The sequence below is a fragment of the Chryseobacterium lacus genome (genome assembly GCF_003336205.1).
GTDB classification, from domain to species: Bacteria; Bacteroidota; Bacteroidia; order Flavobacteriales; family Weeksellaceae; genus Chryseobacterium_A; species Chryseobacterium_A lacus.
In genome coordinates this window covers 1-15,257 of sequence record NZ_QPIE01000002.1, presented here as the reverse complement: position 1 = coordinate 15,257, position 15,257 = coordinate 1, and the positions used below count along the sequence as shown (strand labels likewise).

Genomic DNA, 15,257 nt, shown 5'->3' with positions numbered 1-15,257 from the left:
ATAATTCTTATTACAGGGATTACAAATCATCAATAACCAATGGGAATTATTACCTGGTTATCTAACAACAAATCATATCAATGAGGCTTCGACGACCGAAAGCCCAGCCTGACACCGACAAACCCATTAATAAAATATCGTCATTAAAAAGAATTAAATCCAAAAATAATAGTATGAACAACACAACTGCTTCGCAACCCGAAGTAATCAACAAAGTAAAACAAACCCTTTCCCGTCATATTCTTGCCGACGGATTCGATTTCGTAATGGATATTGAAAAATCGCAGGGATCATGGATTCATGATTCTCTCACTGGGAAAAATTATCTGGATATGTTTTCCATGTTCGGCTCCGCTTCCATCGGATACAATCATCCGTATCTCGTACAACATCAAAACTGGCTTGGGAAAATGGCCATTAACAAACCAACGCTTGCCGATGTATACTCTGAAGAATATGCAGAATTTATGGAGGTTTTTGAAAGGGTAGCCATCCCGGAACATCTTCAGTATGCGTTTTTTATTTCCGGAGGAACGCTGGCTGTAGAAAATGCGATGAAAGCATGTTTTGACTGGAAAACCCGTAAAAACTTTGAGAAAGATATCAACGTAGAAGGCGATATCTGTATTCATTTCCGCCAGGCTTTTCATGGCAGAAGCGGATATACTTTGAGCCTTACCAATACGTCAGATCCCAGAAAATATCAGTATTTCCCGAAATTCGATTGGCCAAGAATCATCAATCCGCATCTCACGTTCCCGATTACAGAAGAAAATCTGGAAGAAACCATTAAGAATGAGCAGTTAGCATTGCTGAATATTGAGGAGGCCATCCTTTCCAGCCCGAACAGAGTGGCGTGCATCATCATTGAGCCCATTCAGGCAGAAGGTGGCGATCATCATTTCCGGGATGAATTTTTCCGAGGATTGCGCGATCTCTGTGATCAGAATGAAGTATTGCTGATTTTTGACGAAGTGCAAACCGGCATCGGAATCACAGGGAAAATGTGGGCTTTTGAACATTTTACAGCAAAGCCGGACATCATTGCTTTCGGAAAGAAAACTCAGGTGTGCGGAGTCCTTGCCAACAAAGAGAAGTTTGACGAGATCCCGAATAATGTATTCCGTGAAAGCTCCAGAATTAATTCCACTTTTGGAGGAAACTTCATTGATATGATGAGGTTTAAACTGATTCTGGAAGTAATTGAAAAAGAAAATCTTTGTCAGAACGCAGAAACCGTCGGTAGTTATCTGTTGAACGGACTTCAGCAATTGGCAAAAAAATATCCTGACGTTATTTCCAATCCGAGAGGAAGAGGCCTGATGTGTGCTTTTGATTTACCGGACGGAGCACAACGCGACCGGATGCGCGAAATGTTGTACGAAGATCATCTTATCATTCTGCCGTGTGGCGACCAATCGCTTCGTTTTCGCCCACATCTGAATGTGTCGCAGGAAGAAATTCAGATTGCTTTGGATAAAATTGAAAAGTTGGTCAGCAATCATTAAAAATCATCAACCTGACTCTCTTCAAACTGTAGAGTCAGGTTTTCTTTTTTGAAAATTAAGAATAAAACGGCCTGAAAATTGCAGATTTTGTAATCTGTTAAAAATATTTTGTATATTTGCCACTGTATATCAGTGTTTTAAAAACCAACGATGACCAATCCTTTATTTTATGCAAAAATCCTGCTGTTCGGCGAGTACGGAATCATTGAAGATTCCAGAGGACTCACGCTGCCTTTCAGCTTTTATAAAGGAACGCTTAAATTTTCAGAACTTCAGTCAGATTTCGAGAAAAAATCTAACGAACATCTCAGGAATTATGCAGAATATCTGAAGGTTCTGACTTTGCCTGCCGGTTTTGAAGTGGATACTGAAAGTTTCATCAAAGACATCAATTCCGGATTATTTTTTGACAGCAATATTCCGCAAGGATACGGTATCGGAAGTTCCGGTGCTTTGGTGGCTGCAGTTTTTGAGAAATATTCCTTGAAAAAATACGATGCTGAAACCATTTCCAAAGACGATCTGAAAGCTCTGAAAAAAGTGTTTGGTTTACTGGAAAGTTATTTTCACGGCACCAGTTCGGGAATTGATCCACTCATCTGTTACATGAATCTTCCGATTCTGATTGAAAATAAAGAGAATGTTGACAAAGTAGCGATTCCCCAAAGTGAAGAAGGAAAAAAAGGCGCCATCTTTCTGATCGATAGTGGTACTGCCGGAGAAACCGGACCTATGGTACAAATCTTTTTTGAAAAAATGAAAACCGAAGGTTTCCGCAAAACACTGAAGGAAGAATTTATCCGCTACAACAACGCCTGCATCGAGTATTTTCTGAGTAAAGAAATGAATCCTTTTTTCAGGAATCTTAAAAATCTATCCGTTTGGGCTTTTGAACATTTTAAACCCATGATTCCGGAAAGCCTCTATAAAGCCTGGAAAAAAGGTATTGATACCAATGCTTATTATCTGAAACTCTGCGGAAGCGGTGGCGGAGGATACATTCTTGGTTTTACCCGCGATTACGAGAAAGCGGAGGAAATGCTTGAAGGTTTTAATAAGGAAGTAATCTACCGTTTCTAAGAAAAAAATGGGCACAGAAAACAGAACCTCAGCGGCTCCTGCTTCTGCTCCCAGAACGTTTTCATACCGGATTTCACAGTTGATTGGATTTCTGGTGGGAGCTCGTTTTTTCATGGCTTTACTCCTCACTTTTGCACTGTATGTTTCCACTTTTTTTCTGTTCAATCAGGAAGAAAATCTGCGTCAGTTTGTATTTGATTTCAGGGTTCATGGGATTATTTTCTGTGCTGTACTCAGTATTCTTGCAGGAGGAATTATCAATCAGTTTTATGATGTGGAAAAAGACCATCTCATCAAACCCTTTCGGACAAGGCTTCAAAGTTTCCTGAAACAGAAATATTTTCTGTACGCCTATATTATTCTGAACACCGTTTCCCTGGGCGTTGCATTTTTTATTTCCTATCGGGTTTTTCTTTTTTATCTGCTGTACCAGTTCCTGATGTGGTTTTACAGCCATAAACTCAGCAGATTGCTGATTCTCAATAATCTGACTTTCGTCGCACTCACCTTATATCCTTTTTTCGGAATGTTGGTGTATTACAGAACCTTTTCGGGTAAAGTTATGATGATGGCGGCGTTCCTTTTTCTGATGCTTCTTATGATAGATATCATAAAAGATACCCTTACTGCGAAAGTTGACAGAATTTTCGGATATACTACCATTCCCATTTATTTCGGAAGAAAAACTGCAAGTGTGATTGCTGTTTTTCTGTTGATTTCAACACTTCTGGTATCGGCCGTTATTCTTTACGGAATCGGCTTTTACAGAATAATGGGTTGGTATTTTGTAGCCGGATTTGCTGTAATTTTAACAGCAGTTTTCCAGATGTTTCGCAACACCAGAAACGCCAGATTTATTACTTTGAACCTTCTCAGATTGTGGATTTTTATCGGAATATTGGCCATGCTTGCTGACGGCATCGTTCAGAAATATTAATTTCCTTTTTTTATCCTGCAAACTATTGTTAAATTTGACATTAATTTTTTGAATCTTTATGTCAATCTTCAACGATACTCAAATCGCTTTTCAGCATAAGTCTACAGACCAGCTCAGAAAAGCGTACTGGATGTTCAAAGCCATCGAAAATCCGGCAGTCACCAATATTGGAATTGCGGCGTTAAATTTTACCATAAAAAACAACTTTCCTTTTGTGGAAACCGTGGTTCGCAAAACTTTATTCGATCAGTTTGTGGGCGGCGAAACCCGGGAAAAAAGCATGGAAGTGGTGAAAAAACTTTTTAAAAGCCATGTTGGGAGTATTTTTGATTATGCTATTGAAGGCAAGGAAGAAGAATCCGCATTTGATCATACCTGCGAAGAAATAAAACAAAACATCAAATTTGCCGAGGGAAATCCTGCCATTCCTTTTGTGGTATTCAAGCCGTCCGGTTTTGGGCGACTGAATCTTTATGCAGAAGTACAAGCCGGAAAAACACTTACCAGTAGTGAGAAAGAAGAATGGGAAAAGGTAAAAAAACGGTATGAAGACGTAGGGCAGATGGCTTATGACAGAAATGTTGTCCTCATGATCGATGCCGAAGAAACCTGGGCTCAGGATGCTGTAGATGAACTGGTGAATGGCCTGATGGAAAAATTTAATAAAGAAAAAGCAATCATCTGGAATACGGTTCAAATGTACAGAACCGGCCGCATCGAGTATCTGGAGCAGGATTTAAAACGCGCTTCTGAAAAAGGCTATTTTCTGGGATATAAATTCGTGCGGGGTGCCTATATGGAAAAAGAAAGAGAGCGGGCCGCAGAACTAAACTATCCGGATCCAATACAGCCTACAAAAGAGGCCACCGATGATAATTATAATGCCGCCATCAACTTTGTTATCCGTCATTTGGGAAAAGTTTCAGGGTATTTCGGAACTCATAATGAGAAATCCACGGAACTCGTGATGGACAGAATGAGGGAAAAAGGTTTAGCGAACGATCATCCTAATATTTATTTCGGCCAATTGTACGGAATGAGCGATAATATTACGTATTATCTTGGTGAAAAAAAATACAACGCTTCCAAATATCTTCCTTACGGTCCTGTGAAAGATGTGGTGCCGTATCTTACCAGAAGAGCACAGGAAAACACTTCTGTTGCCGGGCAAACCGGCCGTGAACTGATGTTGATTGATAAAGAAATCAAACGCCGGAAAAACGGAATCTAAAAGTTTGTGCGATAAGTTTGCAATTTGATAATTGATAGTAACGTAGCTGCGAAAAATCGCTGCTGTTACTCTTGGCATTACTATCATTCCCCGCGCAATTAAGGCAGGGTAGCTGCGACCTGTTAATACCAGGATTATGTTCCGCATTTATTTTGCTACTTTTGTAAGTACGATTAATTGCCGCCCGATTTTGAATTTTGCCCAAATCATTTTGCCGCTCAACCTGAAAGGAACCTTTACGTATTCGGTACCAGAGGAACTCGTTTCTGTAATCCAAATCGGGATGAGGGTATTGGTGCCTTTTCGGGGTAAGAAAATCTATACGGGAATCGTAGAAGAACTTCATTCCAATATTCCCGAAGCTTTTATTCCAAAACCCATCATCAATATTCTGGATGATGCGCCTATTGTGCCGCCACAACAATTGAAATTCTGGAAGTGGCTCTCGGAATATTATCTCTGCAATAAAGGTGAAATTTACCGCTTTTCTTTTCCGGGTTCGCTAAAACTGGAAAGTGAAACGTACTTGAAATTGAAACCCGGTGCGGTTATCGATCTTCAGCATTTGGATGTGAATGAATTGTATCTTATTCAGGCTTTGGAAGTCCGGCAGCTCATCAGTCTTTCCGAAATTGAAGCTTTTATACCCAAAAAGGAAATCGTAAAAACCATTCATTCGTTAATCGATCTTCAGTATATTGAAATCGATGAAAAAGTTTCCGAAAAATACAGGGCGAAAGAAATTGCTTATCTGAGGCTGAAAAATAAGGAAACATTGGTTAGTCAACTGCCGGAAGTTTTACTCCAGCTAAAACGTTCGCCGAAACAGAAAGAACTTTTGCTCCTCATTTTGGAACATGATACCGCCAATTCTGAAAAACCGCTCCGGAAATCCGAAGTTTTTGAATCAGGAAACTTTGCGAACGCACCATTGAAGTCATTGATCGAGAAAGGTTTCGTGGAAGAATTTTATCTTCAGAAAGACCGGCTGGAAGCGTATGAAGGAGAAACGGAAGCAGTGGAACAACTCACAGAAGTTCAGCAACAGGCAAAATTGCAGATGGATTTGGCTTTTAATGTCGGGAAAAATGTGCTCCTGCATGGAGTGACTTCTTCAGGGAAAACACATCTTTATTTGGATAAAATTGAAGAAACGATTTCAGAAGGTAAAAATGCTTTGCTGTTGTTGCCGGAAATTTCTTTAACAAAACAAATGATCCAAAGATTAGAGAAAAAGTATGGAAAAAGACTTGGATTTTACCATCAGAAACTCACCGATTTTGAAAAAGTGGAAGTCTGGAGGAAAGTCCGGAATAACGACCTCAGCATTCTTATCGGAACCCGGAATGCACTTTTTCTCCCTTTTCAGAATTTAGGCCTTATCATTGTGGACGAAGAGCACGATGCGGCGTATAAACCGAAGGAAGTCAGTCCTTATTTTAATGCAAAAGATGCGAGCCTGATTCTGGCGGAATTTTATCAGGCAAGAGTCATTCTCGGATCTGCAACACCTTCTGTGGAAAGCTATTGGCTGGCGGCGAGAGATAAATTGAAGTATATTTTTCTGGCAAAACGTTTCGGTAATGTGGCACTTCCGAAATTCAAGTTATTAAATTTTAAAGAAGACCGGGATACAAAGCATGTGAAAGGGAATTTTTCTCTGAGAAGTATTGAAGCCATTCGGGAAACTCTGGAAGAAAAAAAACAGATCATGATTCTGCACAACCGAAGAGGGTATGCAAATGTAGTGGAATGCAGCAGTTGTGGATATGCAGCGTATTGCTCCAATTGTGATGTGGTGATGACATATCACAAGTTTTCGAACGAGCTGAAGTGCCATTATTGCGGTCATAAAGCATCAAAACCTTCCACGTGTCCAAAGTGTTTTTCGGAACATATTACCGCTCGCGGAGTGGGAGTGGAGCAGATTTACGAAGAAGCAGCCCGGCTTTTTCCCGATGCCTCGGTGGAAAGAATGGATGTCGATTCGATGCGCAGAAAGTTTGCGTATGAGCAACTGTACGAAAAAATAGAAGAAGGAGAAACTGATATTATTGTCGGAACACAAATGATCTCCAAAGGATTGGATTTCGATCATATCGAACTCGTGGTCATTCCCAGAGCGGATCAGTTGCTGTATATTCAGGATTTTCGTGCTGAAGAAAAAGCATATCAGCTGATTCATCAGGTTTCCGGAAGAGCAGGCAGAGTGTCGGGTGCGGGTGAAGTGCTGATTCAGACTTATCATCCGGAACATCCTGTGTTTAAGCTTATTCAGGAAGAAGATCCGGGAAATATTTACCATTATTTTCTGGAAGAGCGCAGAAAATTCAATTATCCGCCATTTACAAAAACCATTCTCATAGAATTGAAACACCGAAAAGAGGATAAAGCAGATCGCGCCTCGCAGTTTTTGGGCTCGGTTCTGAAAAAATATTTACCTCAGGAATGTATTTTTGGCCCTGAAAAATCACCTGTCGGGAAAATCAACCTGCTGTATCAGTATCAGATTTTACTCAAGCTTCCCCGTGGAAAAAAATATAAAGATTTCAAGAATTTTGTAATGCTCAGTCTGGAAGAATTCGACGAAATCACTGGTTATCACAGCGTGAAAAAGAATATTTTTGTCGATTTTTAACAAACTTTAACAGTATTTTGCGTCTTTTAAGCATGTTAAAATGCTGGTTTTCAATTATAATTTTTACATTTGAACCGTGGAGCAACGTTTTGCATTTGACGATGCTCTGTTTAACATAATGCTCTCTGAATCATCCAAAAGATTCAAATGAAGAAAAAGATAATGATGAACACACTGAAAAATTATATCACAGGAGCCGCCCTGATGGTTTCTGCATGGGGAATGGCGCAACTGCACACAATAGCAGAGAAACATTATCCGGCCATGTATGAAAATCAGACCAGACAATTGCCTTCTCCTTCTGCTACCCCTGAAAAAATTACGCTTTCTGCAAAAGAACTGGTAGATATCAATATCAATACCATGATGAGCGATCCCGTATTGCGAAATGCCGATTGGGGATTTGTAGTTTATGATCCGAAAACAAAGAAAATAGTTTCTTCTTACAACGAAAATTCAGCTTTTATTCCCGCTTCTACCACCAAACTTTTGACTACAGAAACAGCATTGAGCATGTTGGGCGAGAAATTTCGATGGACTACCCAACTTGAGTTTTCGGGTGAAGTGGATGATGCAGGAAATCTGAACGGGAACCTTTATGTAATTGGCAGCGGCGATCCTTTTATTGGAACAGGAAAAGCTGGATCGAGCACATATAGTACTATTTCAAAAGATTTTATGTACGCTCTGCAGGAAAGAGGGATCAAAAAAATCAATGGAAATATTATTGTTCAAACAGCAATTTTTAAAGAAAATAAACTGGCGGTGCTCCCTGCCAATGTGGTTTGGATGGAACATCATAATTATTACCTTCCCGTAGGAACTACTTTGAGCATTAATCCAGCCAACGAGCGAGTTATTGCCAAGAAATTTAATCCATTTGAAGAAAAGACCAAAAGATACTTTTATATTTCTCCCTATATCAACAAAATGGTATACGCCGAGCAGTTCGACGGCGGTTCGTTAACTACCAAAATTGCAGATGCTCCCTATTCATTGGCGAACAGTTTGAGAACAACATTGGTGAAAAACGGAATTCCGGTTTCTGGAAAAGTGGAATCCAGAATCACCGATAAAGAACCTGAACTCCGGCATTATATCACCGCCTACAAATCTCCTGCACTTGCAGATTTGGTGTACGATATCAATCACCGCAGCGATAATGCGCTTTCAGAAGCACTTTTAAGAACATCAGGATTCTATAAAAATGGGGATCAGACTTTGGAATCCGGTAAAAACACAGTGACTTCTCACCTTGCGGAAGTAGGTTTTGATATGAATGGACTCAGTTATTCCGATGGAAGCGGATTGTCCAGAAATAATATGGTGACTCCCATTTCTCAGGTGAAATATCTGACCTCTATTATGGATCAAAAATACTACCAAACCTATTTCGATTCTTTGCCAATTGCAGGACAAACCGGAACGCTGAAAAGATCGTTTTTAACCATCGGGAACGGACAGGTATTTGCCAAAACAGGAACGCTCAACAAAGTGAAAACGCTTGCCGGATATATAAAAACCAACACCGGCCGAACCCTTGCTTTCTCTCTGTTGATCAACAATTATGCGGGTTCTGTGGATCAGGTTAAAAACAGAATGGAAAGGATTCTGGAGCCGGCATTGGAGCTTTAAGTACACGAAATTTTCTTAACCTTTAATGAGTTTTGCCAATTCTGAAAGTGAATCGGGAAATTGTTACGTCTATATTCTTTGTGACATGACTCTTTTGATAATTGTTAAAAGGCATTGTTCTCTTTTTCTAAAATACCGTTTCATTAAATTTTCAGGAGTTCAGGATACAAAACAAAATTCTTTACTTTTGCCTTCATGAAATTCCCATATAACATTCATATTGCGATTATTTTATCAGCCATACTGTTCAGTTCGTGTGCTGCTCAGGAAACTGTTCGTGAAAGAAAAATTATTGCACAACCGGCTCAGCAAACAAAAATACTTCAGGATAACACTTTGTCCAAGGTTCAGTTACCAAAGGCAGAGCGTGAATTCCGTGCAGCCTGGATTGCTACAGTTGCCAATATCAACTGGCCTTCGCGCAATAATTTGACCACGGCGCAGCAAAAACAGGAAGCAATTACTATTCTGGATATGTTGCAGGAAGCCCATTTCAATGCGGTTGTTTTTCAGGCCCGGCCATCTGCCGATGCATTCTATAAAAGCGAACTGGAACCTTGGTCGTATTTTCTGACGGGAAATATCGGAAAAGCTCCGAATCATTTTTATGATCCGTTGGAATTCTGGATTTCCGAAGCACATAAACGTGGAATGCAACTGCATGTGTGGCTGAATCCTTATCGGGCACATCACACTACAGGTGGTGCCGTAACGGGAGAAAGTATGGCCAAAAAGATGTCTGAAGCTACTTATAAACTTCGCAACGGAATGTATTGGATGGATCCTTCCGATGATAAGGTACAGGATCATGTTTCCAGCGTCATCAAGGATATTGTGAAGCGGTATGATATCGATGCCATTCATATTGATGATTATTTTTATCCGTATAAAGAGTACAACGGTGGGCGCGATTTTCCGGACCAGCGCACCTGGAATGCTTATCTGAAAGTAGGTGGGACACTTTCCAAGGCCGACTGGCGCAGAGCTAATGTGAATAAGTTCATTAAGAGAATTCATGAAGAAATAAAAGCAGAAAAGCCACAGGTGAAATTTGGGATTTCTCCTTTTGGAATCTGGAAGCCCGGATTTCCTGCCGGTATTACAGGGAGTTCCCAATATGACGAACTGTACGCCGATGCAAAATTATGGCTGAATGAAGGCTGGTGCGATTATTATGCGCCGCAACTCTACTGGAAGGAAGAGGGGCCCCAAAGTTTCAGTGCATTACTGAAATGGTGGGAATCTGAAAATGTAAAAAATATTCATCTCTGGCCCGGACTCAACACCGTTGGAATTAAAAATGTTCCTGACAGGCCAGCTGAAATTATAAAGCAAATAAAAATTACCCGAAATGTGCTTCCTGAAAGTAAAGGTGTCATTCATTACAGCATGGACGGCATCTCCAAAAGCCCGGCAATGCTGAAAGCCCTGAAAGAAATTTATAAGGAAAAAGCGCTGGTTCCGGCAAGTCCGTGGATCAAAACAAAACCTTTGACAAAACCCCAACTGACACTTCAGCAAGCAGGAAATGAAGTTCATATTCGATGGAGTTCTTCGGAAACATCGGAGGTTTTCAAGTGGATTTTATATTCAAAATATGGAAACGACTGGCAGTATGAAATTCTGGAACGTTCCGAAGTTTCAAAAAACCTTGAGTTTTCACAATCAGGGAAGAAACTGAATGCGGTAGCCGTGAAAGCGGTCGACCGTTTGGGAAATGAATCGGAGTATGATGCAAAAGCTATTCGTTAAGAGCATGTTCAAATGAAGTTTGAGGAATTAAAAACCTTTCTGGACGAAAAAGCTGATCAATACAATCATTCTGGTTTTATTGAAAAAGATCCCATCAGCATTCCACATCGTTTCGTGCTGAAACAGGATATTGAAATCAGTGGTTTTCTGACCGCTACGATTTCTTGGGGAAACCGGAAATCGATATTAAATTCTGCAGAAAAAATGCTCGGCTTTATGAATCATTCTCCTTATGATTTTGTTTTAAATGTTTCCGAAAAATATTTAAAAAGCCTTGAGGGAAAGCCTGTGCACCGCACCTTCAACGGTGAGGATTTTGCAGAATTTATCAGAAACCTGAAAAGAATTTATGCAGAATATGGCAGCATGGAACCTTTGTTCTTTCCTCAGGAAAATGAATCCAGTTATTATCATGCTTTGGACCGATTCAGAAATGTGTTTTTGGGAAATGCAGATCACCGCAGCCGAAAACATGTGAGTTCTACCTATAAAAATTCTTCCGCAAAACGGCTGATGATGTTTCTGCGATGGATGGTACGCCAGGACAACAAAAAAGTGGATTTTGGAATCTGGAAGCTGCACAGTCCGGCTCATCTTTCTGTGCCGCTGGACGTTCATACGGGAAATGTTTCCAGATCTTTGGGTTTGGTGATTCGGAAGCAAAACGATTGGAAAACCGTAGAAGAACTAGATGTAATCCTCCGAAAAATGGATGCTGCCGATCCTGCAAAGTATGATTTTGCCTTGTTTGGGCTTGGCGTTTCAGGAGCATTGTAGGTAAAAAAAGCAACAGAAAAGGTCAGCCACTTATCTTTTGTTTCTGCTGTAGGCATCTCCACTATTAAGCAAATTCACACAAAAAATCCCGGAACATTTTACCCCGACCCTAAAAGGAGCTGTTCCGGGATTTTTTCCTCCTACTGAAGAAACCACTGTGAAAAAACAAACCTTCTTTCAGGCTGAGTCCGTCGAAGCCTTCCGTCTTTTAAGCAAATCAGCAAATTTGCAAATCAGCAAATTCGCTATTACTAAACAATTAACCGATTAATCAATTAACCAGCAATCAGCAAATCCGCAAATTCGCTTTTTAACCAATTAACCGATTAACCAATTAACCTATTTCTTCACTACTTTCCCTGCCGTAGCAAAGTTCTCACCCTGCACTTTCACATAATACACTCCGGTGGCAACACCACTCATGTCTATCGTAAAATTCCCGCTGAATATACCCTGCTTCATCAACCTGCCGTCTGCAGTGATCACTTCGTAAGAAACCAGCTTTTCTTTAGTTTTAATATGAAGAACATCACTTACAGGATTCGGGTAAAACACCACATCCGTTTGCTTTACCGGGGTTTCTGTTGTGTTCATTTGGGAGCAGGCAGATTTAGCCAGCTTGGTTACGAAAAAGTTGGTTTTATCTACAATAGGGCTGGTGATGGTAGGAATCCCATCATTGGGATCTGTAAATAACTCATGTTGGAAAAACCCTCCTAACAGATAATTCCCGTCATTATCCACTGCAATGGCGGTAAACTCATCCTGATAACCGTAGCCGGAACTTATTTTATGAAAACCTACGATATTGCCGTTATCCTTATTGAGGCGGATCAGCAGTGGGCTGTTCTGATCATTCAGAGGCATATTCATGGAATGGTTATCCCATTTCTCCAAAAAAGCCCCTTTGACCATGGCGATTTCGTTCCCGTTTTGGGCTATTTTAATCTTTTCTCCTGTATAACTTAGCCACGTGAAACCATGATCTAAAGAAGTGGCCGACTTTGTCCAAAGAATAGTACCATCCTGCGTAAGTTTCATTACGTAGGGATTTTGGAGATGTAAATTAGCAGTCATAGGAGTAGTACCAAAGTACGTATTGAGATTATTCCCGTAATTTAAATACCAGCCTGTGATGTATAAATCATTAGATAAATTGTCTTTTTTTATGTCGTAAATTTTATGAAAAGGATCTGCGGTTGTAGGGCTACTGAATTCTTTACTCCATAACAATTGACCGTTGGTCTCGCTGAAAGCAATAAGGAAAGCGTCATTCTGAAATGTTGTCGTTCCGTAAGTTAAAGGATTATAATTAAAGCCAGGAGTCATTCTTGTACCTGCTAAATAATAGATGCTTAATGTCTCATTATATAACAACTTAACTTCCCCGGCCCTCCAGCCAGTGGTAATGTTACCAGTCATCGGTAGTGGGATTGGATTTTGTTGCGGCACCATAGTGCCGTTTTGGTATTCAAACTTAACTAAATAATATTTGAAAACATCAGCATAGTTGGGCGGCACGGTAATTAAACCGTCCAAATGGGTACCTTCCTGAAATCCTAATATTGCATGAATATTATGGTTGCTGTCCATCGTCCACACCTGATTGTCTGCATAAAGAGTATCAGAAGTGGGTATTCCCTGTAGAGGCTTACTCCATTCCAGAGCACCGTTGGAAGTGCTGTATTTCAGTAGAAATGCCGACCGGAAGCCCTCATCCGGTGTGTTTCCGTAAGGATAGCTCAGTTGTATTTTAGGCAGCACCACATTATCGTCCAGATGAACTTGGGGAAAATGAGGGGGAGCATTTATATTTACTCTATTGATTACATAAAACATCATGTACAATCCGCCGTTATTGTCCACGCTTATTTTCCACGCCTGCTCGTAATCCTGATACCCTCCGATGGTTTTTGTCCATCTTAGGTTTCCGTTACAGTCTAAAGAATAGAGCAATAAATCTTTGTCGTGATAGTGGGTAACGGGTACCCCTCCCACCTGAGGATTATTGGGATACAGTGAGGTCAGGTAATAGCTGTTGTTGTTATTGTCCACCACTATATCTCTAATCATTTCATCTTTGCCCATATTAATTCCGCTTCCGTAAGATCCAACATAACCCCCGCCGGGCTTTGCCCATTGCCAGTTATACGTTTGTGCAGGCAACAAAGCGGGCAGAAATATAAAGATTGTAAAAAAGTATACTATTTTTTTCATAAGTAAAAATTTTCAGTTAAAATTAATCATTTAATGGGAAACATAAAAAGAAAATATGCTTAACAATCAAAAACATACATATAACAAATTCCGGCTTAATAACTTTGGCAAATTTGGGTTCCACTTCAAGACTTATACTTGGCGTCATCTTATAGAAAAATTACTGTAAAGATTCGCGTTTGATAATAATTGGGATAATTTTTTTAGCCATACCTATATCTCTGCATCCATTGGCATTCAACAGTATCGGCCAGTAATTCCCCGATTGCGTAGGGGTAAAACTCTGGGTATTGGGTGCACCCGGTACCGGTTGGTCATCATTCATCCAGATATAACTGGACGGTGAAGGAGTTCCAGGAATTAAATTTCTGAACGTAATCAGGGGTTTTACGGAGCTCGATTCATCTACACTGTAACCATTTATCGGGTTAAGTAGACCCTCGTACTTTGCTTTCTGCACAGCAACTAAATTTGTCTTTGAAGTAAATTTACATTTTAACGGAGTGGTTACTGTTAATGAAAATAAGGATGGGTAAATGCTATTTATGGTGATAGGATGACTTCCACTTGTCGCATACACACCCGTTCCGCTAAATCCAATATAGTAGGAATTCGCAGGATCATATCCCGGGATATTCACGGTGATGACACTCTCTGAACACACCGTTCCTCCCGTTGGATCCGGGGAAAGGGTAAAGTTCATGTCAGGCATTGCCGGCATTGTAATGTTCTCCGTAATGCTGCAGGGCAACAATCCCGGCGAAGTGAGCGTCAGGGTCAGCTGATAGGTTTGTCCCGGTGTCAGGCCACTAAACGTCGCACTTTGCCCGCTGCCGTTCTGTGGTGGCTGTCCGCCTCCGGTCAGTTGGTAACTGTACGTCACCGCATTGGCTGAGACTCCGAAAAGCGAGGAGATGTTATGCGCGGTTAGTGTATAGGCACTTGGGTTCACGCCACCGCATCCGATCACATATTTCAGCTTAGGCTGGTAAGGCTTGATTACCTGTGCAGTCCTGATCAGCACACAACTGCCGTAAGTGGCTTCCACCTGCACCACATTGACTCCCGCAAGGGTAGTGGTCATGGAATTGGTGGCTCCGGTGCCCGGTACTACATTGCCGTTCAGCTTCCAGACAATGTTGCTTGGGGCGGTAGTGAAGGTAACCTGTGCATTGATGGTATTACAGGAACCCAATGAAGCGGTTACTGATAGATTCGGACTGGGAGTTACAGTACATCCGCCGGTAGAACCGCAGTCCTGTATTACCGAAACGGCATTGGACTTCACAAGGCATCCGTTCACATCAATCACTTCTACCCAGTACGTGCCAAAAGGATTAGGGCCGGTGATGGTAAAGGACGTCATATTGGTGCCTTGTGCCACCACGTTGCCGTTCTTCATCCATTTAAAGAAACTGGAGGCGGTAAGGCCGGTGGAGAAATTGGCTTGCAAGGTGTAAGGCTGGAAGGTACTTCCGGTAC

The 15,257-nt window shown here is 41.0% G+C and carries 9 protein-coding genes and 1 pseudogene; 8 read left to right on the top strand and 2 right to left on the bottom strand.

Annotated elements, in window-relative coordinates; translation table 11 throughout:
- Positions 1 to 173: 173 nt before the first annotated feature.
- The 8 genes from lat (at position 174) to DQ356_RS02090 (ending at position 11,558) form a co-directional block, all read left to right on the top strand.
- On the top strand, positions 174 to 1,508 hold the full coding sequence (gene lat, locus DQ356_RS02125; RefSeq protein ID WP_114302833.1) for an L-lysine 6-transaminase: 1,335 nt from the start codon (positions 174 to 176) through the stop codon (positions 1,506 to 1,508).
- Positions 1,509 to 1,658: 150 nt separating this feature from the next.
- The gene (locus DQ356_RS02120; protein ID WP_114302832.1) at positions 1,659 to 2,588 is read left to right on the top strand and encodes a mevalonate kinase family protein; all 930 of its coding nucleotides are present in this window, start codon (positions 1,659 to 1,661) and stop codon (positions 2,586 to 2,588) included.
- Positions 2,589 to 2,595: 7 nt separating this feature from the next.
- A complete protein-coding gene (locus DQ356_RS02115) occupies positions 2,596 to 3,525 on the top strand; it encodes a UbiA family prenyltransferase (RefSeq protein WP_114302831.1) in 930 nt (309 codons plus the stop codon).
- A 58-nt stretch (positions 3,526 to 3,583) separates the two neighbouring features.
- A complete protein-coding gene (locus DQ356_RS02110; RefSeq protein ID WP_114302830.1) occupies positions 3,584 to 4,756 on the top strand; it encodes a proline dehydrogenase family protein in 1,173 nt (390 codons plus the stop codon).
- 136 nt (positions 4,757 to 4,892) lie between these two features.
- A complete protein-coding gene (gene priA / locus DQ356_RS02105; protein WP_114302829.1) occupies positions 4,893 to 7,394 on the top strand; it encodes a replication restart helicase PriA in 2,502 nt (833 codons plus the stop codon).
- A gap of 147 nt (positions 7,395 to 7,541) precedes the next feature.
- Positions 7,542 to 9,029 carry a D-alanyl-D-alanine carboxypeptidase/D-alanyl-D-alanine endopeptidase gene (dacB, locus tag DQ356_RS02100; RefSeq protein WP_394337235.1) on the top strand — a complete coding sequence of 496 codons (1,488 nt, stop codon included), beginning with the start codon at positions 7,542 to 7,544 and terminating at the stop codon, positions 9,027 to 9,029.
- A gap of 195 nt (positions 9,030 to 9,224) precedes the next feature.
- A complete protein-coding gene (locus DQ356_RS02095; RefSeq protein WP_114302828.1) occupies positions 9,225 to 10,781 on the top strand; it encodes a glycoside hydrolase family 10 protein in 1,557 nt (518 codons plus the stop codon).
- A 12-nt stretch (positions 10,782 to 10,793) separates the two neighbouring features.
- On the top strand, positions 10,794 to 11,558 hold the full coding sequence (locus DQ356_RS02090) for a TIGR02757 family protein (protein ID WP_114302827.1): 765 nt from the start codon (positions 10,794 to 10,796) through the stop codon (positions 11,556 to 11,558).
- A 339-nt stretch (positions 11,559 to 11,897) separates the two neighbouring features.
- Here DQ356_RS02090 and DQ356_RS02085 read toward each other — a convergent pair whose 3' ends face one another.
- Both DQ356_RS02085 and DQ356_RS11200 read right to left on the bottom strand, forming a co-directional pair.
- On the bottom strand, positions 11,898 to 13,775 hold the full coding sequence (locus DQ356_RS02085; RefSeq protein WP_114302826.1) for a T9SS type A sorting domain-containing protein: 1,878 nt from the start codon (positions 13,773 to 13,775) through the stop codon (positions 11,898 to 11,900).
- A gap of 160 nt (positions 13,776 to 13,935) precedes the next feature.
- Positions 13,936 to 15,257: pseudogene (locus DQ356_RS11200) on the bottom strand (hypothetical protein); the annotation flags it as partial.

Coding starts and splice junctions, on each gene's coding strand:
- lat (WP_114302833.1), top strand. CDS start 174: ATGAACAACACAACTGCTTCGCAACCCGAAGTAATCAACAAAGTAAAA.
- DQ356_RS02085 (WP_114302826.1), bottom strand. CDS start 13,775: ATGAAAAAAATAGTATACTTTTTTACAATCTTTATATTTCTGCCCGCT.
- DQ356_RS02115 (WP_114302831.1), top strand. CDS start 2,596: ATGGGCACAGAAAACAGAACCTCAGCGGCTCCTGCTTCTGCTCCCAGA.
- DQ356_RS02095 (WP_114302828.1), top strand. CDS start 9,225: ATGAAATTCCCATATAACATTCATATTGCGATTATTTTATCAGCCATA.
- DQ356_RS02120 (WP_114302832.1), top strand. CDS start 1,659: ATGACCAATCCTTTATTTTATGCAAAAATCCTGCTGTTCGGCGAGTAC.
- priA (WP_114302829.1), top strand. CDS start 4,893: ATGTTCCGCATTTATTTTGCTACTTTTGTAAGTACGATTAATTGCCGC.
- dacB (WP_394337235.1), top strand. CDS start 7,542: ATGAAGAAAAAGATAATGATGAACACACTGAAAAATTATATCACAGGA.
- DQ356_RS02110 (WP_114302830.1), top strand. CDS start 3,584: ATGTCAATCTTCAACGATACTCAAATCGCTTTTCAGCATAAGTCTACA.
- DQ356_RS02090 (WP_114302827.1), top strand. CDS start 10,794: ATGAAGTTTGAGGAATTAAAAACCTTTCTGGACGAAAAAGCTGATCAA.